This window comes from Streptomyces sp. VNUA24 (assembly GCF_029167005.1).
Taxonomy (GTDB): Bacteria; Actinomycetota; Actinomycetes; order Streptomycetales; family Streptomycetaceae; genus Streptomyces; species Streptomyces scabiei.
In genome coordinates, this window is record NZ_CP119143.1 from 7965736 (window position 1) to 7992154 (window position 26419).

Below are 26419 nucleotides of genomic sequence, written 5' to 3' on the forward strand. Positions count from 1 at the left end.
CTTCTAACTGAGTTGTGCCTGAGATAATTACTGCAGAGCGGGCCCTGGCGTGCCAAGGAGCCTACCCAGGTCAACTAATCCATCGTGAGGTTTCTATCAGTGCAGGACAGCACCAGGCTCAGATGGGGCATCATAGGAACGGGCAACATCGCTTCCAAGTTCGCCCAACAGTTACCCTTCTCCCGGACTGGGATGCTCGCCGCCGTCGGAAGCCGCAGCGCGGCCTCCGCGCAAGCGTTCGCCCAGCGATTCGGCGTCCCACATCACCATGGTTCCTACGAAGAACTACTTGCCGATGAAGGCGTCGACGCCGTCTACATTGCAACTCCTCACCCACAACACGCGCGGTGGGTGATGCGCGCGGCTGAGTCGGGCAAGCACGTGCTGTGCGAGAAACCGCTCGCGATCAACAGGGCACAGGGTGCTGCAGCAATCGAGACTGCAAGGCGGCATGACGTCTTCTTGATGGAGGCGTACATGTATCGCTGCCTTCCGCAGACTGATCTATTGGTCAAGCTCGTCTGCGAGGGAGTGGTCGGGAGGGTCCACCACATCCAGGCGGCCGCCGCCTTCGCGGCCGCATTCAACCCGAACAGCCGGATCTACGCCAATGACCAGGCCGGCGGCGGTATCCTCGACGTCGGCGGCTATCCCGTTTCCATGGCTCGCCTGCTGGCAGGGGCCGCGACCGGGAAGCCGTTCACCGAACCTGTGGAGTTGACCGCAGCGGGACATATCGGCGAGACCGGTGTCGACGAGTGGGCCCTCTCCACCCTCACCTTTGAGGACGGGATCACCGCCCATCTCACGACCGGCGTACGGCTGGCCGACGAGAAGCGTGTCCGTATCGCAGGCAGCAAGGGCTGGATCGACGTGCCCGATCCATGGTTCGGCGGCGACGGTAAGCCCATCTGTTTCGTCCTACACCAGATTGGCAAAGTGCCCCAGGAGATTGAGGCCCCACCAGCGTATGTCTATGCTGCCGAGGCGGATGCCGTCGCGGCACACATCTCTTTCCGGCAGGCACCTCAGATGTCGTGGCATGACACGCTCGGCAACCTCACCGTGCAGGATCGCTGGCGGAAGGCGATCGGGCAGCGGTACGCCAGCGAGTTCCTGGATGCCAGCGCACCGCTGGTTCTCGATAGTGACTTCACGATGACCGATGGTTCGGCGCCGGGCGGGAACAAGGAGAACTCCTGACATCTAAGAAGATGCACATGTCCCAACAGCCCGCAGATCGCTCACCCCTCGTTCCTGCCAGTCACAGCGACAATCCCTCAGAGCCTTCCACAGACCGTGGACTGCGCTCCCGCAACTTTCTGCTTTTCTTTGTGGCTAGGGGCGCCGGCAAGTTAGGCGAGGCGATGCTACCCGTCGCGCTCTCTGCAGGATTACTTCAGCAAGGCATGGGGGCGAGTGAGGTGGGCCTAATGCTGGCTGCACACTTCGTCTGCTTCGCCGGATTCATTATCTTCGCCGGTGTCCTTTCTGACCGCTTTGATAACCGGCTGCTGATGACCAGCGCCAATGTCGTGACTACCGCTACTCAGGCAGCAGTGGCGGTTATGTTCTTCAGCGGGCACTTGGTGCTATGGCAACTCGCCGCAGTCATGGCTCTCAGTGGCATCGCGGCCGGGCTATTTGAGCCGGGCGTGGCGCGCACCGTGCCAGCCGTGGCGGAAGATGTCCAAGCTGCGAACGGCGCCATACGCACAGCCGAGTCGCTCGCCCTCCTCGCGGGACCAGCAGTGGCAGGCGTACTAGTTGCGGTCGCCTCGGCCGCTCTGGTTTTCACCGCCCAGGCGTGCACCTACATCATCAGCGCGGTCTGCCTGCTGCTGCTGCGTCTGCCGGTGCGGGGGCGTCACGAGACTTTTACGACCAGCGCATATCGCATCGCTCTCGTCGAGGGGTGGAGGGAGTTCCGGGCACGGCCGTGGATGTGGGCAACTATCGTTCTCTGGATGGTCCTTATGCTGACGGTGTGGGGCCCCCTTATTCCTCTTACATCCAGCGAGCTGATCTCAGCGTACGACGCGCGGACATACGGCTTTATCAACGCGGCTCTTGGCGGCGGTACCGCGCTGGGTGCCTTGATAGCGATGCGAATCCGGCCCACGCGGCCACTGCTGGTCGGATCCGTCGCGATGCTCGGCCTCGTCTGCTTTCCTACGGCTGTGGGCCTGCAACTCCCCGCCGAGGTGATTTCTGCGGGAGCCGTGCTCTCCGGCGCGGGTGTGGGCTGTTGGAGCGTGATGTGGGAGACGAGCGTACAAACGCACGTCCCTCGGCCCGTCCTCGGCCGCACCAAGGCATTTGAGGCAGCCGGCGCGATCATCATGGTGCCTGTCGGTCAAACACTGGCGGGACCGGCAGCCGCTCTCGTCGGTACCCGCACGATGCTGGTGATAAGCGGTGCCATGGTGCTTGTCGTGTGCATCGCTTTGTTGACCATACGGCCGATCCGCGGACTACGCCGCGCGGACACCCTGTAGTCGACAGTGTCGGCGCCATCTCTGTGGCGTCATCGGCCCAGTTGAAGGACAGAGATCAACGGGCCAGCAGCTACTGCTTCGGATCAGCATAAGTCGGCAGACTTCAAGAGTTTTGCGTGAAAGCGATGAATATCTTCAGCTTGCGCCCAGCTGGTGTTGAAATTATCGAAGGCATCGGCGATGGAGTCCTTTTCGGGGCCTTTGCCCTTTCCGTGCGAGTCGATACGGCGCTCCAAATATTCAACGAAAAGCTCAAGTTGCGCGACTTGGTGCGCAATGTATTGAAGTGCCTCATCGACTTCTTTAATTTCGCCACTCATGGTCGGGTTATGGCAGTATCCCTTCGTTACGACCCCGCTGTACGCAGCAAGCAGGCTCGCAATTTCCCATTCCTTTTTAGAAATGCTTCGAGCGGTTGTGTCACTTAGTGCACTGCCCAGCTCCCCCCGGATGGAGTCCGTCGCATGCTGCATATTCCCAACAAGTTTTACTGCGGCCGATGTTAGTGGGGCCGGGAGGATGAAGTCGTCCCGGTGAGACTGCAGCAACGAAATCGGACGAAGCCTTCTGAGGGTTCTGCGGAGATCGGATACGGCGAGTATCAAATTAGTGCCAACACCGAGGCCAAAAGAGATACCAATAAGAACGGAGGTCGCTGCATCGGAAATGCTCGAGATTGAATTAATGACCCAGCTTGCAATCCCGACGAGTAGGCCCAGCACCCCAAACCGTACATACGTTTGAGAATTCCCCTTTGCTTCTTTGAGGAATGTGGAACAGGCGGCAGGCCGCTTCGCGGTGACAGACAGTGTCATTAGTTCCTCTGGTGACAGGTTACGGATTGCTAGACGTGTCTCATCTGGGACCTCTGGGTTCACTGCAATGCGCGTAAGGTTGGACCGATTGATTTCGTCCATTTATCTGCGCCCCCTAATGAGGAATTCGTACGTTGTTGTGTAAACGCAAAGTGGCAGGACAGCTTATGCTATTGACCTAGCGTGGTGTCGTAGAGGCTGACGTCTCATGATCCCAGCGGCGAATCACGCACCGACTGGCTGAAAGTGGGCATGGCCACAGCTGTTGTCTGTCGTGCGAGCTGGGTATTTCGATGCTGTATGAGGCTAGTTACGCGATTTGGGAACGGTAAAAACATCTCGGATTGATAACGAAGGTGATGCTTCCCGGTCCGCTTGGCGTGGACGCGTCGCGTACGTGAATTGCCAGCTCAAAAGCATGATCTACGGCCAGGTGAGTCAATTTGGTGTGATTTGTTGGGTCGTTGTTGGTGCGGCTCCATGGGTCGCTTTCGGCCAGGTCCTCATGTGGGCTTCGCGTAGCCTCCGATGCAGTTCCCAAAGCCCGCCGCAGGTGCTTTGCGATCTGTCATCGATCGTTCACGCCAGCGACGTTCGGTAGCAGGTGGGTCTGGGGTGTGCGCACCCGTGTGGTCCACGGTTCGGGGCGTTCGCGGCATGACGAACTGCTCTCGATGCCCGTGATCACTTCGGTTGCGTCGGTGTGGCGGGGACTGGACATCGTCGAAACGGGCGCGGCCGTCGCTCGGCTCTGTCTCGGAGCCATCCGCGGCTGGTACGGAGGGATCACCGATGTGGCCTGGAAGAAGTGACCGCGATGCGGCTCAGCCCAAGTTGTCCGCGCTGGGCGGAGCGAGCCGCCGGCGGTTGGGGCGGTGGCGCACGGCTCAGAAGCGAACGGTGGAGCGAGACCTGCACCGCCGACTACGGCGCGAGCTCCAGAGCCTCGGTATCCAGCCGCCGCTGGACGTGAAGGAACTCTGTCGTGCACTCGGCGAGAGGCGTGGACGCCCGATCGTCCTGCGGCCCTTCCCGCTGGAGAAACCCGGACCATCGGGGCTGTGGGTCGACACACCACAGATGGACGTGGTCCTCTACCAGCAGGAAACGACTCCTCTGCATCAGGACCACATCATCCTGCACGAGGTGTTCCACATCATCGTGGCCGAGGACGAGCCGGTCGAGGAGGAGCAGGAAGCTCCGGACGACTTCGTCGAAGGCTGGGCCACGATGATCCCGGTGCTTGATCCCGCCCTGATCCGGCGTGTGGCCCGCCGGTGCTCGTACGACGACGGGGAAGAGTGCGCCGTCGAACTCGCGGCCACGATCGTCCTGGAGTGGTCGTCGGTGCTCGACCACGTCACCCCGCTCTCTGAGGACCCCTCGGTCCGACGGGTTCAGGCGGCGCTGGGCGACCGGCGAGGGTGGCTCTGACCCGTGACCGAAGTGATCCTCCTGGGCCTCGCGGTCGCGGTCGTCTGGAAGCTGTACCAGTGGTCCCGAGCGCCTCATGACGCGCCGCTTCGTTCCGTCACGTTGTGCCTGCTGAGCGCCGCGCTGTCGTATCCGCTGGCCATGCCCGGCGGCGCCTCGGGAGTCGACACCGTGGCCGGACACGGCACCGCGAAGCTGATACAGAACGTGCTGCTCCTGCTGACGGTCTACTTCCTGATGTGCTTCTACCTGTACTCGGCCGACGGGCAGGCCGGTCGGCTCCGCGCCAGACGGGAAGCCCTCCTCGTGACGGCCGTGGCATTGGCGATCACGGTCGCCGCGCTGTCGGTCCCGCACGACGTGTTCGCCGGTTCCTTCAGCACGGCGGACATGACGATTCCCCAGATCGCCTTCTTCTACGGCGGCGCCGGCCTGTACCTCATGTACGCCCTCGGTGCTGCCGGCCGCTGGACCCGACGCTATGCCCGAATGTCACGGCGACCGCACGCCACGGGCCTGTGGATGGCCGCCGTCGGCCTCAGTGCGATGGCGGTGGCCTGCGCGGTCCGAGCGGTCTTCGTCGCCATCCGGTGGAGCGGCGGGACCGTGCCACAGCCGCTCATGGCAGGTGTCGCGTTCCTGCTCGTGGTGTCCATCCTGCTCTTCTTCGTGGGCGTCACCTACCCGGGGGCCCGCGCGAGGGTCACTTCGGCGCGGCTCTGGCTGCGGCGTCGCCGTAACCACCGTCGGCTGGCTCCGCTGTGGCAGCTGCTCGCCGAGGCGTACCCCGAGAACGTGCTGCGGCCCGCTTCGTCCGGGCTGTGGGACCGGTGGCGGGCGCGCGGTGTGCACCGTCGCTACCACCGACGGATAGTGGAGTGCCGTGACGGACTGGTCGATGTCAGCCCGCACCTGGTCGACGCGTCGGAGGACATCGAAGTGCTCGCTCTCCCTCCGGCCGTATTGGCGGACCGCCTTCGGCGCGCTGTGGACACGATGGGGAAGGGCACGCTCGTCCCCCGTCCGGCGGTACGGCTGGCAGTGCCCGAGGAGGACAACCGAGAAGCGGACGTTCGTCAGCTGATTGCCGTGTCGGACGCGCTGCGCTTGTCTGCCTGACCGCACCGAAGATCAAGGAGAGACCAGATGCTGATCACCGCAGGACGGGTTCTTGTCGGATCCGGGAAGTACCTGGACGACGGCGCCATCCTCGTCGAGGGAGACTCGATCACGGCGGTGGGACCACGCTCGCAGCTCGCGGAGCGGGTCGGCACGGATGTGGAGCGGCTCGCGTTCCCCACGGGAACGATCGTGCCCGGTCTCATCGACGCCCACGTCCACCTCGCGTTCGACGGAGGCGCGGACCCCGTGGCCGTGCTCCAGGCGTCCAGCGACGAGACCCTGCTGAGTGACATGCGGCTTCGCGCGGAGCAGCTCCTGCGCAGCGGTGTGACGACGGTCCGTGACCTGGGAGACCGTGACGGCCTTGCCCTGCGCTTGGACGAGGAGATCGCCCGTGGTGGCAGGCTGGGCCCGCGGATCGTGTCCGCGGGTACGCCCGCGACGCCTCCCGGCGGGCACTGCCACTTCCTCGGAGGTGAGGTTTCCGGTGTGGCTGAGGTCCGTGACCTCGTGCGGTACAACATCTCGGCGGGCGCCGGGGTGATCAAGGCGATGGTCACCGGAGGCGGCCTGACCAAGGACGGGCCGAAGAGCTGGCAGAGCCAGTTCACCCTGGAGGAACTCCAGGCCCTGGTGGACGAGGCCCATCAGGCCGGAGTGCCGGTGGCAGCCCATGCGCACGGCACGGACGGCATCGTCGCGGCCGTGGCAGCAGGTGTCGACACGATCGAGCACTGCACGTGGATGACGAACGACGGCTTCGACCTTCGTCAGGACGTCCTGAAGCAGATCATCGACCGGGGGATCGCCGTCTGCCCTGCCGTCAGCCCTCACTGGCAGATGCTCCCCCGCTTCTTCGGCGAGGAGCGGGCGGCTGCCATGTTCGACCTCGTGCGGCAGATGGCGGAGGCCGGAGCCAAGCTCATCGCCGGAACCGACGCCGGAGTCCAGCGCACGGGGTTCGACGGACTGGTGCCTGCCCTGTCGTTCTACGCGCACCTGGGTCTGCCGAACAGCAAGATCCTCGATATGGCGACCGCCGACGCGGCCGACGCGCTGGGGCTCGGTGATACGACGGGGCGAATCGCTCCCGGGTTCCGGGCGGACCTGCTGGTGGTCGACGGAGATCCCCTTGAAGATCTCGCTGCGTTGAAGGCGATCCGGACGGTGGTGGCCGCAGGGCGGCGGCACGAGCCGCGCGAGACGACCGCACAGCCGTAGGTGACAACGCGTCCGGGGCTCTTCGGAGTCCCGGACAGGGTGCTACTCGTTCGCCTCCGGTTCTCTCTGCTCCAGCTCCGTGACCAGGTCGTTGACGAATTCCATGACGTTCGCCGGCAATCCCTGGGAGCCCGTCCCTCGACCCCTGACCCTGCCCACGGCCCCGCTCCTCGACGCTGACAGGAGCCGGAGGCCCTCGTAGACCTGACGGGCCACGGCATCGTCCGGCTGGAAGTACATCGGGGACACGCCGAAGAAGGCGGCCAGGCCCTCAAGAACGACAGGCGAAGCCGTTTCCGCGACGCCGGTCCGGAGATCCCGGACGCCCTCCCCGGTGATGACCTTCGACCCGGCATGAGCATTGACGGCGTCGGCGATCTCCGGGTCCGTCGGCGGCCCCTGCTGCCCGGGGTACGAGCGCTCCAGGATCAGAGTGATCTTCTCGCCCAGCGTGCCGGGTGGCCCCGAGGAGACCGGGACGGTGCCACCATCCTCGGCGGACTGGCGGGCTTGTGTCTCCTGGGCCTTGGCGATCGAACGGTCCTCTGCCCGCCGCAGCTCTTCCTCGCTCACCTGGTACGCCGCCGCCAGGGCCGGGACGTACTTGTCCTTGAGTCGCCGCTCCCCGCGTTCGGCTCCCGCCACCGGACCGGCGCTCTTGGTTCCGATCAGAGATGCCGTTTCGTACTGGTAGTAGCTGGCATCGCACCGCAGGTCCGTCAGATCAGGCAGTCCGGTACGCGGAAAGAGCCCGTCCAGCCCTCGGTTGAGGACGCGGGCCAGCGCGGGCAGCTTCTCCGCGTCGGGGACCGCGTCCCCGGATTCCCAGCCGGCGACCGTCGAGTCGGCCACGCCGAGGGCCGCAGCCACCTCGGCCTGCGAGATCTCGGCAGCTCGCCGCACCGTGCGCACACGATGTCGGTCGAAGTGGCGAGCAGACATCTCAACCTCGTTTTTCGTCAAACCGAAGGAACGTCGATGCGTTGACTTTTTCGTTGAGTCGGAATAGCTTCAGCCTAGCGAAAGACGGGGTCCTCCGCACCCCTGCTCGATCTTTGCCTTCGGCCTCTCTGTGGCGCCTCTGGATAGGACTGGATCTTGGCGCGACCTGCGCATATGTTCGTCGTCGCTCGCCGGGCAGCCCGCCTGGGGAGCGACGGCCAGAAGGAGGCACGTATTCGAGACGGGCAGATCGACCGGGCAGGGTAAGCCCGGAAAACTGCCCCGGCGCCCGGGAGCTACCAACTCCTGGACGCCGGGCCGGCACCCCGAAGGCGCCGATTCACATCTCGCGGGCAGCGGGGCTTTTGCACGAGAACCGCCGCACCGCACTCCTACGAACAACGGAGTATCACATGCTCGCCCTGCCGAGCGAAACCCGGGCATGCCCGGACACGGCCCGCCAGCAGCGCCTCGCGGCCCAGCTCGCCGACATGATCCCCGGGGTGGCCACCATCCGCGTCAGCCTCACCGACCCCGCGCAGACGTGGCCCCACCCGCACACCGTCGCCAAGGACGCGGGTGGGGCAACGGTCGAGCTGAGCCGGACGACCGCCAGGGTCGCGGCACGCTGGATCATGCGGGTCTGGCCGGACGTGAACTGGACCCGCCCTCACACCTTCGACCTCACCACCGCGACCCTCACCCGCAGCGCCCTCGTCGGTCGGGGCCGCTGACATGGCACGGATCCGGACCATCAAGCCGGAGGCGTTCTTCTCCGAGTCGCTCGCCGAGGTGAGCGTCGAGGCGGAGCGGACGTTCTTCGGCCTCCTCACCCAGGCCGACGACCACGGTCGCCATCGGGACAACGCCGCGATCATCGCGGGGCTGCTCTGGCCCCTGCGCGCCGAGCACACGTCGGTCCACGTCGAGGACGACCTCCAGCAGCTTGCCAACGCCGGCCTGCTCTGCCGGTACACCGGCTGCGACGGCCGCCGCTACCTCCATGTCGTGACCTGGTCCGAGCACCAGAAGATCGACAAGGCCAGCCAGTCCCGACTGCCCTCCTGCCCGCAGCACCACGCGGCAGCCCGGTGCGGTCCCTGCAAGGGGACCTGCACCCGACACCCCGAAGCGTCGCCCACCCCTACCCGAGGACTCGCCGAGACTTCGCCGAACGCTCCCCGAACCCTCGATCCACCCGTTTCGACGCCTCCCACGCCCCGAAGCGGGGCCCCGGCCGCCCGGCAGGACCCCGCGGTCGGCCTCGTCGGCGCCCCTGATCGCGGTGACAGGAAAACCGCAGGTCGGGAGGCATTCGCCGAGGGCTCCCCGAAGCCTCCCCGAAGCCTCGGAGAGGGCTCGGCGCCTGGATCAAGGATCTTGGATCCTGGATCTTCATTCCCTACGGGGCGCACAGCGCCCGCCACCACCGTCTCGGTCAACGACCTGATCGGCGAGTACGTCGCCGCGTGCGACGAGCGTCCGCCCAGCGACGTGATCGGACACCTCGGCCGCATCGCCAAGAAGCTCCTCGGCGAGGGGATCGCCCCGGAGCACGTCCGCGCCGGACTGAAGCGCTTCGCGGAGATCCAGGGCCACCCCAGCCGCCTGCCGAGCCTGGTCAACGACGCCATGAACGCACGAGCGGCCGGTTTGGCGCGGCCGGGAAACCGGCCTAACGTGCCCGCTCACCAGGCGTGGACCAACCCGGTCGACGCTGCCGCCGCCTACGCCGAGGAGCTGTGATGCGCACCCGTACCCGCGACCCGCAGACTCTCGGCGGCGCAGGCACCCTGGACCGGATGGCCCGGATCCTGGCCGCCCGCAACATCGACCCGGCAGCCGTCGCCGCTCTGGTCGACGAGCCCGAGTCCTTCTGCCCGCTGGATGCCCTGCTGGCCGCGATGCCCCCGCGCTACCAGGGCGCGGTCGCCGACCATCCGCAGGTCCTGGACTGGGTCCGGGACGTCGCCCAGCAGGCCGTCGCGCCCAGCCTGGGAGCCCGGCGGCAGGTCACCACCGGCCCGAGTCTGCTGATGGCCGGGGTGGTCGGCGCGGGCAAGACCCACCAGGCGTACGGCGCGGTCCGACGGCTGGTGCAGACCGGTGTGGGCGTGCGCTGGCGCGCGACCACCGCCGCCGACCTGTACGCGGACCTTCGCCCCCGCCCAGGAGCCGACAGCGAGCGGGAGCTGGCGGCCGTCAGCCGGTGCCCGCTGCTGATCATCGACGACCTCGGCGCGGCCAAGGCGTCCGAGTGGGTCGAGGAAGTGACGTACCGGCTGATCAACCGCCGGTACAACCACATGCTCCCGACGCTGATCACCACCAACCTGGCGATCAAGGACCTCCGGGCCTACCTCGGCGACCGGGTCACCTCCCGACTCGCGCAGATGACCACCCGGGTCGAGTTCGAGCCGGTCGACCGCAGACGCCACCACCCCGCCGCCTGACCCACCGCCGGCCGTACCGCCGGGCCGCGCCTCCAGCGCGCCGCCCCATGCACCTCCCGACCCAGCGCACCCCTCCGCCGACGCCCCTGCGCGCGGAGAGCGATCGGAGCAACCCGCATGACCACCACGACGATCAGCCCTGCCCGCCACCGGTCGCTCGGTGACCACACCTGGCAGGACCAGGCCGTCTGCCAGAGCACCGAGTACAACCCGGTGGACCCCGACATGTTCTTCCCCGAGCCCGACGAGACCGCCAAGATCGCCGCAGCGAAGTCGCTGTGTGGCCAGTGCCCGGTCCGCCGCACCTGCCTGGACGCCGCCCTGGAAGGCGGCGACACCCACGGCATACGGGGCGGGATGACCGAGGAGGAGCGCGAGCCGCTGCACGAGAACATCGCCAGCCGCCTCGACTACAGCCGGGTCAACGCCACCGTCGCCGGGCGCGACGTCCACCTCACCAAGGCCGAGCGCCGCGCGGTCGTGCGTGCCGCCTACCGCCACGGCCTCACCGAACAGCGCCTGGCCTGGCTCCTGAAGATCAGCGAGGAGCACGCCCAGAAGCTGTACCGCGAAACCCGCCGAGCCCTGCGCAACCGAGACCTGGAGCAGACGACGCAGAACACCCCTCCCCCTGAGACCGACGGCAAGCAGCTGGGCCGCGAGGACTTCGGGACGGCGGCGTGAGCATCGCGAGCGCGCCGAGCACGGCGCATGTCACCGGGTGGGACCGCGCGGTCGTCATCGCCCTCGGTGGTGCGGGATGCGCCCTGTCGTACGACGCCCTGCAGCAGATGGCCGTCGCCATCCACGTCCGGGGGCTGCTGACCTACCTCTTCCCCCTGGTGATCGACGGGTTCATCGCGTACGGCATCCGCGCTCTGCTGGTCCTGCGCGACGCACCGCTGCGCGCCCGGCTCTACGTCTGGACCCTCTTCGGCACGGCCACCGCCGCCAGCATCTGGGCCAACGCGCTGCACGCGGTCAGGCTCAACGAAGAGAACACCTCGGCCACCGGGCTGCGGCTCGGAGACACGGTGGTCGCGGTGCTGTCCACCATCGCCCCGCTAGCCCTGGCCGGAGCGGTGCACCTGTACATCCTCATCTCCCGAGGGCCGGTCAAGGCCAGTGACCGAAGTGACCGCGATGACCTCGCTCAGGCCGGTCACCCCGGTCAGTCCGGGCGCATCGCGGTCACTCGGACTGACCGGGCCGGCCGCCAGCAACCGCCGGTCGGTCAGGTCAGCGGCGGACAGCCGGCCACCGCCTTGACCGACCGGCGCCGCCCGTCCCTGGACAAGCAGACCTCGGATGCCCGGACACTGGCCGGGGACAGCGCCCCGGCGGACAGCGGCAGCCCGGTCAGCAGCCAGCGTGGCCAGGAGCCCAAGGCTGCTGACCTGGGTGGACAGCCGGACATCACCTCGGCGGTCAGTGACCGACAGACCGTCACCGAGCCGGTCAACGGCCACCCGGACAACCTCCCGTCGGCGACTGACCGGCCGGTCACTCCGCCACCGGTCACCGACGGCACTCCCCGGGCAACCGGTGGCCGGCGACCTGACCCGGACACCGAGGAGCTGCTGGAGATCGCCCGGTCAGCGGTCAGGGCCGAGGACAAACTGACCCGCAAGGTGGTCGCCCAGGCGATCCGCGGTCAGCAGATCCCGCTCTCCAGCGACACGCTGACCGCCCTGATGGTCCAGCTGCGTCAGCAGCACGGCCAGTCGGTCACCACCCCCCGGAACTGACCGCACACCCATGGGGCGGTGACCGAGCCGGGCACCTCGGCCGGTCACACGCCCCGGACAGCCCGCCCCACGACGTCCTCCCGTGAACCGGAGAGCACCGCCATGCGCACGAAACCCGCGACACCCGCCGAGGTGGACACCTGGCTGACCGTCCTGCACCAGCGCGGCCACCTCCACCGCGCCGAATCCGGTCCCGACAGCACCTGGACCGTGCAACGGTGCCGACACAGCCACCCCTGGACTCTGCACCACCCGGTCCTGGCCATGGACTGGATCGAGGACATCGTCCGCGACATCCACCAGCAGGACGCGGAGACGGGCCGGTGACCGCCAACGACACGGCGGCCACCACGTCCGGACCGCGGCGTGACCCCAACTCGGCTCCAGGCGGAGCAAGTTGTCGCATACGACGGTCCTACGGCCCGTCGTACGCACTTGCCCCCGCCCAGGGGAGCGGGGGAAGTCCGGCTGGTCCCCGAGCGAGGGCGCACGGTGACCAGCCGGACTCCCGGCACCAGGGGGCGCCAGTCGTGGAAGGAGAAGCAGACGACCGCGCCCCGCGCGAGCAGCAGAGCCTGAGCCAACCCGCGTTCCCCGACCGCAAGCCACGCCGCCGCACCCGCAACCCGAGCCAGCGCACCCACAAGACGACCACCCGCCTGTCCGACACCGAGAAGACCGAGATCACTGCCGCCGCCAAGCAGCGCGCCGTCACCGTCGCCCGCTTCCTCGCCGCCGCAGGCCTCGCCGTCGCCCGCGGTTCGACCACCGTGCACACCAACGAACAGCTCGACACCGTCATCGACGAGCTGGCCGCCTTGCGCACCGCCATCTCCCGTGTCGGCAACAACATCAACCAGATCGCCTTCGTCTACAACGCCGGAGGACAGCCCCTCCCCGGCGAACTCGACCGCGCCCTGACGACCGTGAACCGCCTCCTGACCCGCGTGGACGACGCGGCCGACACCCTGGTGAAGAAGCGCCTCTGATGGTCCCCAAGATCCGACGCGGCTCGCGCACCCACGGCTTGCTCGTCTACCTGTACGGCCCCGGCAAGCGCGACGAGCACACCGACCCCCACCTCGTCGGCAGTTGGGACGGCTTCGCCCCCGACCCCGGTCGCGACACGAGCCCCGACCCCGATCCCAAGGTCACCCTGGCCCGGCTCGCCGCCGCCCTGGACCTGCGGGTCAAACAGGCCGGCGACAAGGCCCCGGCCCAGCACGTCTGGCACTGCTCGGTCCGTACCGACCCCGGAGACCGGACCCTGACCGACGACGAGTGGAACACCGTCGCCCGCCGCCTGGTCCACGCCGTCAACCTCGCCCCCAAGGGCGATCCCGACGGCTGCCGCTGGGTCGCGGTACGCCACGCCGACGACCACATCCACATCCTCGCCACCATGGTCCGAGGCGACCTGCGCCGCCCGAGGATGAACTACGACTTCAAGAAGGCCCAGGCCGAATGCCGTCGCATCGAACAGGAGATGGGCCTGCGTCGGCTCAGGCCCGGCGACGGCACCGGAGCCAAGACGCCCACCAGCGCCGAGCGCTTCAAAGCCGAGCGGGTCGGCCGACCCGAGACACCGCGCGAGACGCTGCGCGAAGCCGTCCGTCAGGCCGTCGCCGGAGCTGCCAGCGAGGCCGAGTTCTTCACCCGCCTTCGCGAGGCGGGCCTGCGCGTCAAGCTCCGGCACGCCCCCTCCGGTGACGTCCTCGGCTACACGGTCGCGCTGCCCGGGGACCGCAACCGCGACCGCGAGCCGGTCTGGTTCGCGGGCTCGACCCTGGCCCCCGACCTCTCCTATCCCAGGATCCAGCGCCGCCTTGCCGACGGAACCCCCGAGACGGGCCCGCTGCCGGAAGCCGACAGCGTCCGCTCGGACTGGTCGCCGCCCGCACGGGGGCGACGCACCGCCACCGGGATCGCCGAGCGCGCCGCGATCCTCCTGGACAGCGACGACGACGAAGCCGCAGCCCAACTCGTCGGAGTCGGCGAACTCCTGGACGCCGTCGCCCAGACCTCCCCGGCCGCCACCCGCGCCGAACTCGGCGCCGCCGCCCGCTCCTTCGAACGCGCCACCCGCAGCCACGTCCGAGCCGAACGCGCCGACACCCGGGCGATCCGCTCGGCGGCCCGGGGCATCATCCAGGCCGGAGGCGCGCTGGGCCGAGGAGAAGACGGCGGCACCACCGCCATGCTCGTCTCCACCCTCGTCCTGGTGGCGCTGGCCGCAGCACGCTGGCACTCCGCACGCGGTCACGCCCAGCAGGCCGAAGCCTCCCGACAGGCCGCCGAGCACCTTCGCGCCGCCTACCGCCAGGCCGCAGCCGCACCCATGCAGGCCCTGCGCGACCAGGGACGAGCCTTGCCGGAAGCCCAGCGCCGCGCCTACGAGACCACCATCCGCACCGTCCTGTGTCAACGGCCATTTCGTTCTCCCCGTAGGCGGCCAGAAGTTCGCCCCGCTGGCGGCCATCGAGATGTCCCCGGTGGCGGCCAGATAATTCCCCGCCCTCGGGTCGGTCGGGTCAGCTGAAGGGCTTCACCCCCTGTCCGCTGGTGGCCTGGGTGAGCCGGTAACTGTCACCCTGAGTGACGACGATGTGAGCGTGGTGCATGAGCCGGTCGACCGTCGCGGTGGCCAGGGTCTTGGGCATGATCTCGTCGAATCCGGAGGGGTGAAGGTTGCTGCTGACGGCGACCGACCGGCGTTCGTAGGCGGCATCGACCAGGCGGTAGAAGCCTTCGGCAGCGTCCGGCGAGACCGGCAGGAGGCCGATGTCGTCGACGATGATCAGGTCCGAGCGGATGATCTTCGCGAGGGCTCGGGCGATCGAGTCGTCCGCGCGGTGCCGACGGACCAGGGCTCCGAGGTCCTCGATGGTGAACCAGGAGACGGTCAGCCCGGCCTCGATGGCGGTCTGGCCGAGGGCCTCGGTGAAGTGGCTCTTGCCGGTGCCGGAGGGCCCGCAGATGCAGAAGTTCTCCCGCCGGCCGATCCATTCCAGGGACTTGAGGGCGTCCTGGGTGGGGCGGGGGATGGCGGACTTGGTCTCGTCCCAGTCGCCGAAGGTCTTGCCGGTGGGGAAGCCGGCCCGCTTGCGGCGGGTGTGGAGGTTGGCCCGGTCGCGGCCGGCGGCCTCCTCGGCCAGCAGGACGCGGACGACCTCGGCCGGGTCCCAGCGTTGGGCCTTGGCGGTGGGGATCAGGTCGGCCAATACCCGACGCAGGTGCGGGAGTTTGAGCCGCCGGGTCAGCTCGATGGCCTCGGCGAGCGGGTCGCCGTTGGTGCCGGGAACGGTGCGAAGTGGGGTGGCCATCAGGCGGGATCGCTTTCGTCGTGCTCGGAGACGTCGGAGGCGGGCTGGGCGGGCAGGCCGAAAGAGGACCAGGCGGAGGTGCCAGGCTGCAGGGAGTGTTCCTCGCTGCGGCGGACGGGTTCGGTGTGCTCGCGGGTGGCCTGGTAGTCGACGATGGACAGCAGGTCCTTGTCCGCGAACCGGCCGGTGACCGCGGCGGTGCCCAGGGCTCGGTCGACCTCGGCCACCGAGTAGAGCTTGGACAGGGCGACGGCCTCGGCCATCTTCGCCTTGATGCGGCGGACCCCGCTGGCCCCGGCTTCAACCAGCCAGGACGCGGCCCCGGGACCGAGCTGGAGGAAGGCAGCCTCCTCAGCCGAAGTGGCCTTCGGGGTGCGGTCGTTGTCCTTGTTCTCCCGCGGCGGGTAGTGGGCGTCGTCCAGGACCGGGGTGCCCGGCTGCCCGCGGCGGTGGCGGGCGGCCTCGAGGGCCGAGCCGTCCTCGCCGACCGCGGTGACGATCAGCTCGTCGCCGTGGAACCGGGCCCAGACCCGGTTGTCGATCAGTTCGTGCGGAACCGAGTAGCGGACCCCTTCGACCGAGATAGTGGACTCCCAGTTCACCCGCCGGGTGGTGCCGAACGCGGCGGTGAACGGCCTCCTCGGCAGTGGGTGCAGCCGCTGTCGTTCCTCGGCGAGCCGCTCGATGGGCTTGCGCCGAGTCGCCCGGTGGGTGCGGGAGTTGACCTCGTCGCAGAACGCGCGGCAGGCCGCCTCCAGCTCGCCGAAGGTCTTGTAGTGGTCGCGCAGGTTGACGTCCTTCGGCACCAGGTCGGCCTTCGCGATCCGGACCGTCGCCTCGGAACCGCCCTTCGTCTCTGGGTCCGCGGGCAGGCAGGTGCGTATGGTCGTGCCGTAGTGCCGGGCGACCTCGACGATCTCCGGGTTGCGGACGGCGATCCCGGCAACGTGGTCGGTGGTGACCGTCTTCTCGTTGTCCGTCAGGACGTAGGCCGGCACCCCGCCGATCCGGCGGAACGTCGCGTCCAGACACGAGGTGACCGTCGGCAGCGTCTTGTCCCAGATCGGGATCACGATGCGGAAGCGGGACCAGGCCAGCCAGGCGCACCACAAAATGGTCTTGCGGCCGGCGATGGTCGGTCCGTCGCCGAAGTCGTACTGAATCCACAGCCCCGGCTCGGTCACCCACGGTCGATAGACCCGCCGCCGACCAGCCCTGAACTGGGCTTTCGCCTCGGCAACGGTGCGGCGGGTGGTGCGTTCCCCGCCGGTGAAGCCCATCGCGACGATCCTCTTGTGCACCACGTCCGCGCGGATCTTGCCGTGCGAGCGGACCACCAGTTCCTCGATCTTCGGCAGATAGTCGTCGATCGCGCGGGCCCGGTGACGGCGCTGGTCCGGGTGCTGGCCGGCGGCCCGCATCTTCACATAGCGGGCCACCGTGTGGTGGTCGACGCCGGTCAGTTCGGCCGCAGCGCGGTAACTGCCCGTGAGGTCGTACGCCTCAAGGATCTCCATGATCTCCCTGCTGTTCTTCACCCGCCCGAGCCTCGCTGAGCGGGATGCGTCCAATGCGAGCGGGGAGATATCTGGCCGTACGTGGGGAATCCCGTGGCCATCAGTGGGGCGGTAAATGACCGCCTATGGGGAGCTTGTCATGGCCGCCGTCAGTCCTGCCCGAGAACCGCACCCGACCCGGCACGAGCACGAAGAACGACGCCCTGGCCGCCACCCTGGCTCAGGCCGAGCAGACAGGCCACGACCCGAAAGCCCTCCTGAAGGAGGCCATCGCCATGCGCGAACTCGACACGGCCGAAGACGTGAACGACGTCCTGGTCTGGCGACTGCGCCGCCTCGCCCAGCTCCCCGCACACCCGGGCGAAGCGACTCCACGCCCGCAGGCCAGCACCGGTCGCGCCACGCCTCCCGCCAACCCGGCCAGCGTCCGGACCGCGCCCCCGGCCTCGCCGGGGCCCGCCGCACCGGACCCGCACAGCCGCCCGCCGCGCCGCTGACCAGCAGTCCGGCAGGCCCGCCACCGTCCTGCCGGACTGCGCGAAACACCTGGACAACCCGCTCCACCGGCTGTTACGGATGAAGAGAAGGCCCTCGACCGGGAGACGACGCTCGTGCTCAGAACGACCGACCACCACGTAGAGACGGCCCCCGTCCTGCCCGCCGCCCCCGCCGGAAGTGATCCCCTGCTGCAACTCCAGTACGAGACACAGCCGCCCAGCGGACCCGGCGCGACGCGCTGCCTCAGCCACTCGCCGGAGCTGTCCCTGCGCGGCATCCCCGTGCTGTGTTCGGCCTGCCGGGCCCGGCGCGACTGGCTGCTCATCAACCACGGCCGCAATGTCTGGGTCCGCTGCCGCTGCGGCAACCAGTGGCTCGAAGGGGAGATCAGCCGCGCCGACTTCGACGCCATGGTCGCCATCCCGGACGGGACGACCTACCCCAGCGTCGAGCAGGGCCTGATCGCACTCGGTTTCGACGGTGCTTTCGCCGGCACCTACCTGGAGTAGAGCAGCGCTGGGCTCCCCACATCAACGGCGGAACGCTGCCTTCGCACCATGCTGTCGGCCCTCCGCCAGCGAGCCCGACAGGACGTGCTGAAAGGGCAGCAGCGCAGCGGATCGGCATGTGCTACCTGTACTCCCCGTCTGTAGAGAGCTCGATCAGGTACGCGCCGGGTTCGCCGGTAGCCGGTGTTCACTGCACGCTGTCACGCGGAAGGACCAGTACGAGGCGCGGCATCAGCCGGTGTGAGTGCCTGACTACGGATGCATAGGAGTGCTATGTCCGGGCCCCGGATGGTGAAGGAACAGGAACTCGAACCCGAGGTGGATTTCCACGGGATGTGCCTCCAGGACGAGGAGTCTGCCCAGGTTGCGTATCCAGGTGGTCGCGTCATGGACGACGGCGTGTTCTTGACCGCTCACCCTGGGCGGGTCGATATCGAGAGTGCTGGTCATACTCACACGCCAGCGATGACGGCCCAGGTCTGGGACGGTGAACCGCCCGTTGACACAAGTCGCGTGTGGGACCGACAGGCCGAGACCACTGTGCGGTCCGCGACGGGCACCCTGCAGGTGTGGGCGGTGGCGTACGGCCCGATCGAGGATGTGATCGAACTGGGGGCTTCCGATCGGGACTGGCATGTGCGGGTCTACTGCTCCGGCCGCGACGAGGTGGTTCGCGTGATCGAGGAGGAAGGGATCGCCGAGGGCGTCGAGCGCTACCTCGTGCAGTTCTGGCCCCGGTCGGCATGAGAACCGGCCCTGGGGGCGTACGCCCCCAGGGCCTTGTCTGGCACTCGCTCCGCTACTTGATGGTGACGTAGAAGCCGTCGTCGTCGCCGTCGAGTATGCGGTTGAGCGTCATGAACTGGCCGAGAAGGTTGCCGGCGTTACCGTTGTCCTTCTTCGCCAGGGGCCGGACTGAGAAGTTGTTCTTCGGCGCGGAAGGCTCGTACGTGTTCTGGGCGCAGCCCTCGTAGGTGGTGGCGAAGGGGTACTCGTCGCACTCCTTCCCGCCCTTGGCGTAGTCCTTGCCGAACGCCTTCTTGCACGCGCTCACCGCGGTCGATCGGTTCTTCTTGCGTCGTGCGTTGTCGTGGTAGAGCCGGTGCAGAGGAGACTGCGCGCTCGACCCCGGCACCTTCTTGCCGGCCTTGGTCGGCTTCGTGCTGCCCGGTTTGGTGAACGCGGTCTTTATGTGGTCGGCGACCGCCTTCTCCGGAGAGCCTGCCTTGGTGCTGTAGACCAGCGGGACGAGATAGGTGAAAACCGCACCGCCCTGTGCGGACTTGGGGAGATACGAGGCTTTGTCCCACCGTGGCGGCAGGAAGAACAGCGTTCCGCTCAGTTCGCCTGCCGCCGTGTAGCCGGGAGGCGGGGTGATCACAGCCGACGCTTCGAAGACGGAGGCGACGGCGTCGGCGGGCTTGGACCCCTGTCCTGGGGCGGCCTTCAGGACGCGCGTGAATCCTGCGGGCTGCTGAGCGGCGATGACATCGAAGCTCCGAGCCCCGGGCACGGTACCGGTCTGGGTGACCTTCGCGGTCTTCGGCCACACCTGGGGTATTTTCACCGACGGCTTGATCATCATGGCCGACGTCGGCACGGCACCGGTCTTCTGCATCTTGGTGAAGTACTGGGTGATGCGTACGTCGCGGCTGTCCTTCGCTATCGTCCCGACCGACAGGTAGACGAACTGAGTCTCGCCCACGGGGCGGCCGTTCTGCGACCACACGGTGAAGAACACCGCGCCGGAGCAGGAGGCGAAACGCGACTTGAAGAAGAACTTCTTGTCCGTGCCCAATCCCTTGATGCATTCCTGTGGCGTCATCGTGCGGGCGGGCTCGGGATAGGTCACCGGTGGATCCGCCACCGCGGAGCGCTGGTTGCTGACGCGGCCGTACGTGGCCGCCGGACCGACAACCTCCGGCGCATGCTCGGAACCAGTGAACGCTGCACGCTCCTTGACGAGCAGGTCTCTACCCCCCGCCCGCTGGAGATCGGACAGCGAGGGAAGCCGCGTTCCCACCGGCAGGACACTCGTGTGCATTTCTCTGCTGTGCGACGCGGCGGCAGCCGGTGACGCCACCGGCAGAACAGCAGCCGCCAGAACACCGATCGCCGCAGTGACGGAAAAGGTTCGACGAAACGTCACTTCATAGTCCCCGTTCACCTGATGAGGCCGCACACCGCAACACCCCCGTGGAACAGTCGGCACGGAGACTCGTCCGGCGCGCAGCAATGGATGACGACAGTCCCCAGGGGCTCAGGCCCACCCGGGAGCGCCACACTCTCATCGAACACACGCGCTAATCAAGGCGATTTGAGGCAACTGCGCACCGTGGCGTGGCTGACGGAACACGGGCCGCAAGCAGCAGCCCGCATCTTCGGGAGCGGGCACCCTCGCGCGGGTACGATGGACGGTTACGGAATCCCGCTGTGCCCGGTCCTGGCCGGAGCCGACTGCAACGACCCGCCGCTGTACGTCCCTGCTGGACGACCTTCGCCCGGCAACGGCTCGGGCCGGATCCGCAACACCAACGACCACGCGGACTACGGGGTCAGATCACGCACAAGGGAGAGAAGGCCCTCGTCCAGGCCGCCCAAGGCCGCCTCGCGGAGCGGCCCATGCCTGGTAGAACGCCGTCAACCGGTTGAGACGTTGTCATGAACTGCGCCCCAGCGCCGTCAACGCCTTCTTCGACCTCGCGGATGTCGTCATCACCATCGGTAGCGCCATCCGCCGCGCCTGGGCCGCCTCTTGCTGGGACAGCCGCCCCACCGGTGGCAGTGATTTCGCACCCTCAATGCCGGGTTGCTCCCGAGATGCTGGTGGAGCTACTGGGCACGCGGGTAGTCAGCCGCGGTTGCCGTGCTTGGGCAGCCCGCCCCGGAAGCCGCAGCCGGGGCACTCGTCCTCGCCCTGGACATGGCCCTCGTACCAGCCGTGGACGGCTGCGTGGAGGATCGCCTCTTCCACCGACGCCTCGCCGCTGCGGACCGACGCGATGGCGTTGCCGACAATCAGCCGGAGGACGGCGCTGTCGGGCGAGGGGAACGGCGGGGACGGCATCGGTGAGTCGGACGTCATGGCCGCAGCCTATGGGCGGGACCGACTGCCGTTCAGCAGGAGGCGGTGCCGTCGGACTCCGGCGGACCGCACCGACTCCTGCGGCTGCGGGCGGACGCTGATGCCCGGGTGGGCGGCGACCTTCGGTACTTCCCAGGCTGTCGGTCGTCGGCCGCCCCAACGGCCGTCTCTCGGCGCGGGGCGGCCTTCCGCGGTTGCGGTCAGACTTCGGCGAGGCGGTTGGAGAGGTCCAGGGCGACGGTGGCGACCGTGAGGGCGGCGCACAGGCCGGTCACCTCGTGGATGGTGGGGCGCACCAGGCGCGGCCAGTCGTCGGGGGCGGCGGGCCAGGAGGCGAGGAGGACCTCGGTGGTGGCCAGGCCGAGGTGGGCGGTGACGTCCCAGCCCGCGCGGGAGGCGGGCTCCCAGTGCAGGCGGATACGGCCGAGCGGGAGTTCAGGAGTGCCCGCCGGGAGCCAGGAGACGTCGAGCGGTCCCTCCGGGAGGGCGGAGACACGCTGGACCAGTGCGCCGCGCACTCCCGGCGGCATGGGCCGCACGGCGAGGGCGTGCAGCGGGTGTGCGGTGGAAGGTTGGGGTCGCGGTGAGATCGGGGCCTCCTGGACAGGTCCGTACGGAGGGTCAGGCCCAGGCGAGGGTGTTGCGGACCGATGCCGGGAGGTAGCCCTCTTGGCCGTTTTCGGCGATGAACGCCATGCCGTCGCCCACGACGACGTCGGTGCCGACGTAGTGGGCGAAGGGCCAGTCGGGGTTGACGGCCAGGCGGACCGGCAGGTCGGGGTCGAGGTTCTGAAATTGGCGGAGCAGGTGGCCGACGGTCAGGCAGTGGGGCATGGGAGATCTCCGAGAGCGATATGGAGGGTGAAGCGGTGCGGCTGGTGGATGGTCACCAGGCGTCGGGGCGGAGCAGGTCGCCGTGTACATGTGCGACGGGTCTGCGCTGTTGGGGAGCTTTCTGACGAGGTCAGAAGGTGCGGAGTCGTCGCTTCTCTGCGTGCCGTTGTGCGCGGCGGCGCAGGACCTTCGCCTTCGATCCGATGGTGGAGGGGTAGAGGTAGCAAGTGCAGCCTTTCCGTGCGTATCGGCAGGTCCGGCGGTAGTTGGGGCGGGTCGCGCCGAGCATGCGGGCCACGATGACTCCTTCGCGAGGTCGGGCCGGACGACAGCGCGGTGCGGTCTGGCGGTCGTTACTGAGAGGTCCGGGGAAGTGCGGCGATGAGCGCGGCGAGGAAACCGGCCACGGCCTCGGAAGGGGTGCCGGGGCCGAACTCCTGGATCCAGGGCTCGGCGTCGGATGGGTGGACCCGGACCTGCCAGACGATGCCGCGCTTCCAGGCGGTGGTGTCCTCGGGGAGCCAGCCGACGTAGACGCGGCCGTCCGGGCTGGTGCAGTGCACGTTGGCCTCCGGGGTGTCGACGATCGCCCAGCCGAGCCCGCCGAGCAGTTCGAGGACCGGGCTCGCGCAGTGGTCGCTGGAGAGCCAGGCGCGTTCCTCCACGGCGGGGCGGACGACGGCTGGCAGGAGGGTGCTGGAGGCGTTCAAGAGTGGGCGTCCCTTCGTTGACCTGCGGGTTTTCCCGACGTCCGTACGTTGACATGCGGTGTGCCGAAGTACGTAGTCGTTTCCGGGAAGGTGAGGTCTGCCGTGGGCGAACTGGCCGCCGAGGGGGGGAGGAGGCCTGCGGGCCGGGGAATGGATCGGCGCGACCGGTTGTCGTAACCGGGTTGCGGCGCGGGGCCGTACGGAGCAGAAGGGGCAGGCCGTGGCGGAGTCGAGCAGACACTGGGACGGTGCCGGGCTGGAGCGCAAGATCCGTGGCGCCGGGCGGCCGTGGACAGTGGGCGACATAGCGATGGTGGCCGACGGGCAGTGGGCCGTGGGCATCCAGGCCGGGAGACAGCGTGGCGGGGAAGTCGTGGTGGAGCGTCGGATCGCGGACGGGCGGCGCGTCGAGCTGACGTTGGTGGAGCTGGCCCGCGCGATGGGCTCCCGGTTCGGCGCGGCCCGTCGCGACGAAGACTTCCGCTGACCGGTTACCGTCCGGGCCCGGTCGTGGCCACCGTGGGGCGGACAGCGGCCGACGGGGCGGGCTGGTCCGGTGGTTGGCCCAAGGCGCGCGGCGCGTGCGCGGAGCGGGCGACAGCGGCCTGGGCCAGCCTGGGCGACGGTGCCCGGTCCGCGACCACGGCGGCTTCGCGGGCCTCGATCACGTGGCTGATCGCCTGCAGCGCGATGCGGCTCTCGGCCTGCGCGACGCGCAGGTCCACCGCCGAGCTGGTGATCCGCTCCAGGTCGTGGAAGGCCGGCACATGACCGGTCCGGGTGAGGGCGTGCAGGCGGTCCTGGTGGACGGCGACCGCGTTGTTCGAGACGACGAGGCTCGAACGGATATGCATCGCCGAGCGGAGGAGAGGGTCCTCGACGGGGCGGCGAACCGCGAGGGTTTCCAGCGCCTCGATGGGGCGGCCCCAGGCTTTCTCGATCATCGCGTCGGCCTGGTCGAGTGCGGTGGCGTCGGGCATGGAGGTACTCCCGGTATTCGGAGGTGCTGCTTCGGTCAGAGGCGACGTCTCGGAGGGGCCGGGGGCGGGAGTCAGCGGCTGTGCCGTGGGGCCGACGGGCTGGCCGGCGGCCTGGCCGCGGCTGCGTGTGCGGGGTTGCCCGACAGGTTCTGTGCCGAAGTCGCGGTGCGACTGCGAGCGGCCACCACGCGGAGGTCGGCTGCTGTCTGCGGGGCGCGTGCGGCGCGGTGGACGGCCTGGGCGACAGCGGTGCGGCGCACCTCGAGTGGGGTCGGAGCACGAGAGATCTGAGGGTCGGCGGCTTGGCCGACTGGGGCCAGCGTGACCAGGTGCTCCACCTTGCGGTTGATCTGGTGCCGCTCACGAATCGCCGGGGCTGAGTCCGACATGGCGGCTGCGGTCGCCGCGACCAGGTGGGTCGGGGTGCGGGCTGTGAAGACCGCTTCCGCGCGCGTGCCCCAGCCCGGAGGACCGGCCCACAGCCTGACGGTTTCGTCGTCCCTGTCAGAGAGGCGGTTGTCGATCAGGACGCCTGCTTGTCCGTCGGGGGCGATGATCTCGACAGTGCCGCGCTCGGCCGCCCCGTCGCGGGTCCAGCCGGCATCGGTCAGCGGCCGGACGGCAGCAGCCCAGTACAACGACGGGCTCGTCAGGAAGCGCGCGTTGCCTTCGGTGGTCTCGGCTTCGGCGTGGTCGCGGGCCAGAGCGCTGGTGAGCCCGGCGACGATCTCGGCCGGGGTGACGTGGTTGAAGGTTGCCGTCCAGCGGGGTGCGGAGAGGGCGTCCTCGGCGGCGGTGATCTTCCACAGTTCGAAGTCGTCGCCGAACCAGCCGATCCGTATTCGCTGGTCGGGCGAGGTGACGAGGAGCTGGCAGGGGCCCTCGTCGAGATGGTGGTGCGGCCAGTGACTGACAGGGGCGAAGCCGGCGTCCCCGGTCCCGTTGGAGCCGGCCAGGTACATGGGGCTGACCAGTACCTCTTGATAGGGATGCTGGTCGTAGGGCTGGGTGTTCACGGTCGGGACTCCGAGGGGTGGGAGGGGAACGCGCCCGCGTGCGCGGAGGAACGAACGGCTGGACTGCACGGGGGCGCCGTGGCAACGGCGTGAAGCGGCTGATTCTCAGCGCCACCCGGATCACCGGCCCCGGGAGGAGGCTGACTGGGCGGCCACGGCCACCGGCACCCGCGGTTGTGGCTGCGGGGCGTGGCTGAACAGGGAGCTGGGCGCGGCGGTGCTCCGCCGCAGGGCCGCTGAGGTACGGATGCCGTCCGGCCCCGGCGGGATGCCCGTGTGGGTGCGTGTGGCCGCCGAGACTCGGACAGGGGCGGGACGTGGTGTGGCGACGGGGTTGCTCCAGTGCTCGATGGCTGCGTAGACAGGGCCCAGCGCCCGCCCGGCGGCGGTCAGGACGTACGGATCGCCGTGGCGCGGTCCGGTGCGGGTGACCAGGCCGTCGAGCTGAAGCCGGATCAGGCGCTGCCGGGTGAAGCTGTTGTCCAGCCCTGCCTGTTCGGCGATGTGGACGAACCGCATGGGCCCGCCCGCGTCGAGCACCTGGATCACGGCGGTCGAGTGGCGAAGGTGCAGCCGGCGCACGGCGTCCTCGACGCGCTCGGCACCGGCCACCTTGCCGAGCGGCAGGTGCGCGTGGGACCAGTCGGACAGCGCCCGGTGTACCGAGGACAGGGAGTTGCCGAACCCACTGAGCTGGTACGGGGCACTGTGGCGATCACCGGCTCGGGTCACCAGCCCGTCATTGTGCATCTGGGCCAGCCGCTTGCCGACGAGCTGCTCGCTGACGAAGGGGAGGCGGGCGGCGACATCACGCACACGCATGGGGCCGCCCTGCTGGGCCAGGGTCTGTACCGACCAGGTGGTCCACTTCGGCGCTATGAGGGACAGTGCGTCCTCGACGAGCTGGGCGTCGACGGAGCCGATCTGGGAGGTTGCGGGTTGTGTGGGGGCGGACATGGCGGTAACTCCGTTAGGGCGAAGGGGAATCGGGCGGCGGGGTGCGGATCAGTGGAGGTCGCGCTCGGCGCGGAGACGCTGGAGTACCGTGCCGAGGCGGCGGTTGCTGACGTGGATGCCGCGGGCGCGCAGGCCTTGGCGCAGGGCTTCGCGGTTGAGCCGGGGCAGACGGGCGGCGACCTGGCGGGCAACGGCTATGAGGTCCTCATCACCCGGCGCGGGGCCGGTTCGCCGGGCGGTCGAAGGCCAGCGGGCGGCAGGCTGGTCCAGGAGGAGGCGGACGTCCAGCAGGTCCCAGACTGCCTCGGCTTCCGACTGCTCCCGGCGTTCGAGGTCCACGACTTCGGCCGCGTACCGCAGCACGAGGTCGTCGAGGGCGAGTTCGCCGGAGCGGCAGCGCTGCCAGGCAGCGTCGAGATTGCGGCGGGCGGCACGGGCATGGGCGTTCGTCGTGGCCAGGCCGTCGAGCCGCCGCAGCACGATGGGCAGAACGGGATCTCCCGAACCGCCATGCGCATGGTGGCGCTGGAGGTCCTCCAGCGGGCGGCCGTACCGGTGCTCGACCAGGTGGCGGGTGTGGTTCACGGTGGACATGGGGGTCTTCCTCCTGGGAGTTTCAGCGGGAGTGGGAGAGGGAGGGTTTGGCGGTCGGGCCAGTGAGGGAACGCGGGCCGCGGGGTGGATGGTCGTCGCTCAGAGCCCAGGGGTCTTCGACGCAGAACTTCTCGGCGACCAGGTGCGCGCCGGGCCGTTTCGC

29 protein-coding genes and 1 pseudogene are annotated in these 26419 nt (G+C 68.7%); 17 read left to right on the plus strand and 13 right to left on the minus strand.

Going from position 1 to position 26419, the window contains the following annotated elements:
- The first annotated feature begins 99 nt into the window (after positions 1–99).
- Complete coding sequence (locus PYR72_RS34140; RefSeq protein WP_275458863.1) at positions 100–1203, plus strand: Gfo/Idh/MocA family oxidoreductase; 1104 nt, start codon at positions 100–102, stop codon at positions 1201–1203.
- Positions 1204–1220: 17 nt separating this feature from the next.
- Complete coding sequence (locus PYR72_RS34145) at positions 1221–2498, plus strand: MFS transporter (protein ID WP_275458864.1); 1278 nt, start codon at positions 1221–1223, stop codon at positions 2496–2498.
- 83 nt (positions 2499–2581) lie between these two features.
- Here the strand turns inward: PYR72_RS34145 and PYR72_RS34150 are convergent, their stop codons facing one another.
- Entirely contained in the window at positions 2582–3415 is an 834-nt protein-coding gene (locus PYR72_RS34150) for a hypothetical protein (RefSeq protein ID WP_275458865.1), read from the minus strand.
- A gap of 798 nt (positions 3416–4213) precedes the next feature.
- Between PYR72_RS34150 and PYR72_RS34155 the strand changes: the two genes are divergently transcribed.
- The 3 genes from PYR72_RS34155 to PYR72_RS34165 are packed head-to-tail and all read left to right on the plus strand — an operon-like array spanning position 4214 to position 7090.
- Positions 4214–4747, plus strand: coding sequence for a hypothetical protein (locus PYR72_RS34155; protein WP_275458866.1), 534 nt, complete (start codon positions 4214–4216; stop codon positions 4745–4747).
- 3 nt (positions 4748–4750) lie between these two features.
- Complete coding sequence (locus tag PYR72_RS34160) at positions 4751–5866, plus strand: MAB_1171c family putative transporter (RefSeq protein WP_275458867.1); 1116 nt, start codon at positions 4751–4753, stop codon at positions 5864–5866.
- A 27-nt stretch (positions 5867–5893) separates the two neighbouring features.
- Entirely contained in the window at positions 5894–7090 is a 1197-nt protein-coding gene (locus PYR72_RS34165) for an amidohydrolase family protein (RefSeq protein ID WP_275458868.1), read from the plus strand.
- Between the two features lie 42 nt (positions 7091–7132).
- On the opposite strand, the gene PYR72_RS34170 is transcribed toward PYR72_RS34165, so the two are convergent.
- Positions 7133–8032, minus strand: a complete 900-nt coding sequence (locus PYR72_RS34170; protein ID WP_275458869.1) for a helix-turn-helix transcriptional regulator — start codon at positions 8030–8032, stop codon at positions 7133–7135.
- 413 nt (positions 8033–8445) lie between these two features.
- On the opposite strand from PYR72_RS34170, the gene PYR72_RS34175 reads away from it, so the two are divergent.
- The 8 genes from PYR72_RS34175 (at position 8446) to PYR72_RS34210 (ending at position 14772) form a co-directional block, all read left to right on the plus strand.
- On the plus strand, positions 8446–8766 hold the full coding sequence (locus PYR72_RS34175; RefSeq protein WP_275458870.1) for a transcriptional regulator: 321 nt from the start codon (positions 8446–8448) through the stop codon (positions 8764–8766).
- Between the two features lies 1 nt (position 8767).
- On the plus strand, positions 8768–9778 hold the full coding sequence (locus PYR72_RS34180; protein ID WP_275458871.1) for a hypothetical protein: 1011 nt from the start codon (positions 8768–8770) through the stop codon (positions 9776–9778).
- Positions 9778–10485: an ATP-binding protein gene (locus PYR72_RS34185; RefSeq protein ID WP_275458872.1), complete on the plus strand. Its 708-nt coding sequence runs from the start codon at positions 9778–9780 to the stop codon at positions 10483–10485. The genes PYR72_RS34180 and PYR72_RS34185 overlap by 1 nt, the downstream gene beginning before the upstream one ends.
- 117 nt (positions 10486–10602) lie before the next feature.
- Positions 10603–11169, plus strand: a complete 567-nt coding sequence (locus PYR72_RS34190; protein ID WP_275458873.1) for a WhiB family transcriptional regulator — start codon at positions 10603–10605, stop codon at positions 11167–11169.
- Positions 11166–12233 (plus strand): DUF2637 domain-containing protein, encoded by a 1068-nt coding sequence (locus PYR72_RS34195; RefSeq protein ID WP_275458874.1) that lies wholly within the window; start codon positions 11166–11168, stop codon positions 12231–12233. Before PYR72_RS34190 ends, PYR72_RS34195 begins: the two co-directional genes overlap by 4 nt.
- 102 nt (positions 12234–12335) lie before the next feature.
- Complete coding sequence (locus PYR72_RS34200; RefSeq protein WP_275458875.1) at positions 12336–12560, plus strand: hypothetical protein; 225 nt, start codon at positions 12336–12338, stop codon at positions 12558–12560.
- 203 nt (positions 12561–12763) lie between these two features.
- Positions 12764–13222 (plus strand): plasmid mobilization relaxosome protein MobC, encoded by a 459-nt coding sequence (gene mobC / locus PYR72_RS34205; RefSeq protein WP_275458876.1) that lies wholly within the window; start codon positions 12764–12766, stop codon positions 13220–13222.
- On the plus strand, positions 13222–14772 hold the full coding sequence (locus tag PYR72_RS34210; RefSeq protein WP_275458877.1) for a mobilization protein: 1551 nt from the start codon (positions 13222–13224) through the stop codon (positions 14770–14772). The genes mobC and PYR72_RS34210 overlap by 1 nt, the downstream gene beginning before the upstream one ends.
- On the opposite strand, the gene istB is transcribed toward PYR72_RS34210, so the two are convergent.
- Both istB and istA read right to left on the minus strand, forming a co-directional pair.
- The gene (istB, locus tag PYR72_RS34215) at positions 14765–15556 is read right to left on the minus strand and encodes an IS21-like element helper ATPase IstB (RefSeq protein WP_137311230.1); all 792 of its coding nucleotides are present in this window, start codon (positions 15554–15556) and stop codon (positions 14765–14767) included. The two genes, PYR72_RS34210 and istB, sit on opposite strands and share 8 nt — an antisense overlap.
- Positions 15556–17094 (minus strand): IS21 family transposase, encoded by a 1539-nt coding sequence (gene istA, locus PYR72_RS34220; RefSeq protein ID WP_275454083.1) that lies wholly within the window; start codon positions 17092–17094, stop codon positions 15556–15558. The genes istB and istA overlap by 1 nt, the downstream gene beginning before the upstream one ends.
- Before the next feature lie 176 nt (positions 17095–17270).
- On the opposite strand from istA, the pseudogene PYR72_RS34225 reads away from it, so the two are divergent.
- The 3 genes and pseudogenes from PYR72_RS34225 to PYR72_RS34235 form a co-directional block, all read left to right on the plus strand.
- A pseudogene (locus tag PYR72_RS34225) lies at positions 17271–17570 on the plus strand (mobilization protein); the annotation flags it as partial.
- A gap of 114 nt (positions 17571–17684) precedes the next feature.
- Positions 17685–18080, plus strand: a complete 396-nt coding sequence (locus tag PYR72_RS34230) for a hypothetical protein (protein ID WP_275458878.1) — start codon at positions 17685–17687, stop codon at positions 18078–18080.
- Between the two features lie 288 nt (positions 18081–18368).
- Entirely contained in the window at positions 18369–18827 is a 459-nt protein-coding gene (locus tag PYR72_RS34235; RefSeq protein WP_275458879.1) for a hypothetical protein, read from the plus strand.
- Positions 18828–18879: 52 nt separating this feature from the next.
- Here the strand turns inward: PYR72_RS34235 and PYR72_RS34240 are convergent, their stop codons facing one another.
- The 5 genes from PYR72_RS34240 to PYR72_RS34260 all read right to left on the minus strand — a co-directional run bounded on the left by PYR72_RS34240 (position 18880) and on the right by PYR72_RS34260 (position 22709).
- Positions 18880–20247, minus strand: coding sequence for a NucA/NucB deoxyribonuclease domain-containing protein (locus PYR72_RS34240; protein WP_275458880.1), 1368 nt, complete (start codon positions 20245–20247; stop codon positions 18880–18882).
- A gap of 684 nt (positions 20248–20931) precedes the next feature.
- Positions 20932–21165: a hypothetical protein gene (locus tag PYR72_RS34245; RefSeq protein ID WP_275458881.1), complete on the minus strand. Its 234-nt coding sequence runs from the start codon at positions 21163–21165 to the stop codon at positions 20932–20934.
- A 200-nt stretch (positions 21166–21365) separates the two neighbouring features.
- A complete protein-coding gene (locus PYR72_RS34250; RefSeq protein ID WP_275458882.1) occupies positions 21366–21683 on the minus strand; it encodes an esterase in 318 nt (105 codons plus the stop codon).
- A gap of 103 nt (positions 21684–21786) precedes the next feature.
- Positions 21787–21999 carry a hypothetical protein gene (locus PYR72_RS34255; protein WP_275458883.1) on the minus strand — a complete coding sequence of 71 codons (213 nt, stop codon included), beginning with the start codon at positions 21997–21999 and terminating at the stop codon, positions 21787–21789.
- Positions 22000–22352: 353 nt separating this feature from the next.
- Positions 22353–22709, minus strand: a complete 357-nt coding sequence (locus PYR72_RS34260) for a DUF317 domain-containing protein (RefSeq protein WP_275458884.1) — start codon at positions 22707–22709, stop codon at positions 22353–22355.
- A 220-nt stretch (positions 22710–22929) separates the two neighbouring features.
- Here PYR72_RS34260 and PYR72_RS34265 point away from each other — a divergent pair, with 220 nt between their 5' ends.
- Positions 22930–23196: a hypothetical protein gene (locus PYR72_RS34265; protein WP_275458885.1), complete on the plus strand. Its 267-nt coding sequence runs from the start codon at positions 22930–22932 to the stop codon at positions 23194–23196.
- Positions 23197–23200: 4 nt separating this feature from the next.
- Here PYR72_RS34265 and PYR72_RS34270 read toward each other — a convergent pair whose 3' ends face one another.
- The 4 genes from PYR72_RS34270 to PYR72_RS34285 all read right to left on the minus strand — a co-directional run bounded on the left by PYR72_RS34270 (position 23201) and on the right by PYR72_RS34285 (position 26256).
- Positions 23201–23689: a hypothetical protein gene (locus PYR72_RS34270; protein WP_275458886.1), complete on the minus strand. Its 489-nt coding sequence runs from the start codon at positions 23687–23689 to the stop codon at positions 23201–23203.
- Positions 23690–23760: 71 nt separating this feature from the next.
- The gene (locus tag PYR72_RS34275) at positions 23761–24705 is read right to left on the minus strand and encodes a DUF317 domain-containing protein (protein ID WP_275458887.1); all 945 of its coding nucleotides are present in this window, start codon (positions 24703–24705) and stop codon (positions 23761–23763) included.
- A 120-nt stretch (positions 24706–24825) separates the two neighbouring features.
- On the minus strand, positions 24826–25662 hold the full coding sequence (locus PYR72_RS34280) for a winged helix-turn-helix transcriptional regulator (protein WP_275458888.1): 837 nt from the start codon (positions 25660–25662) through the stop codon (positions 24826–24828).
- Between the two features lie 48 nt (positions 25663–25710).
- Positions 25711–26256: a hypothetical protein gene (locus PYR72_RS34285; protein WP_275458889.1), complete on the minus strand. Its 546-nt coding sequence runs from the start codon at positions 26254–26256 to the stop codon at positions 25711–25713.
- Positions 26257–26419: the final 163 nt, after the last annotated feature.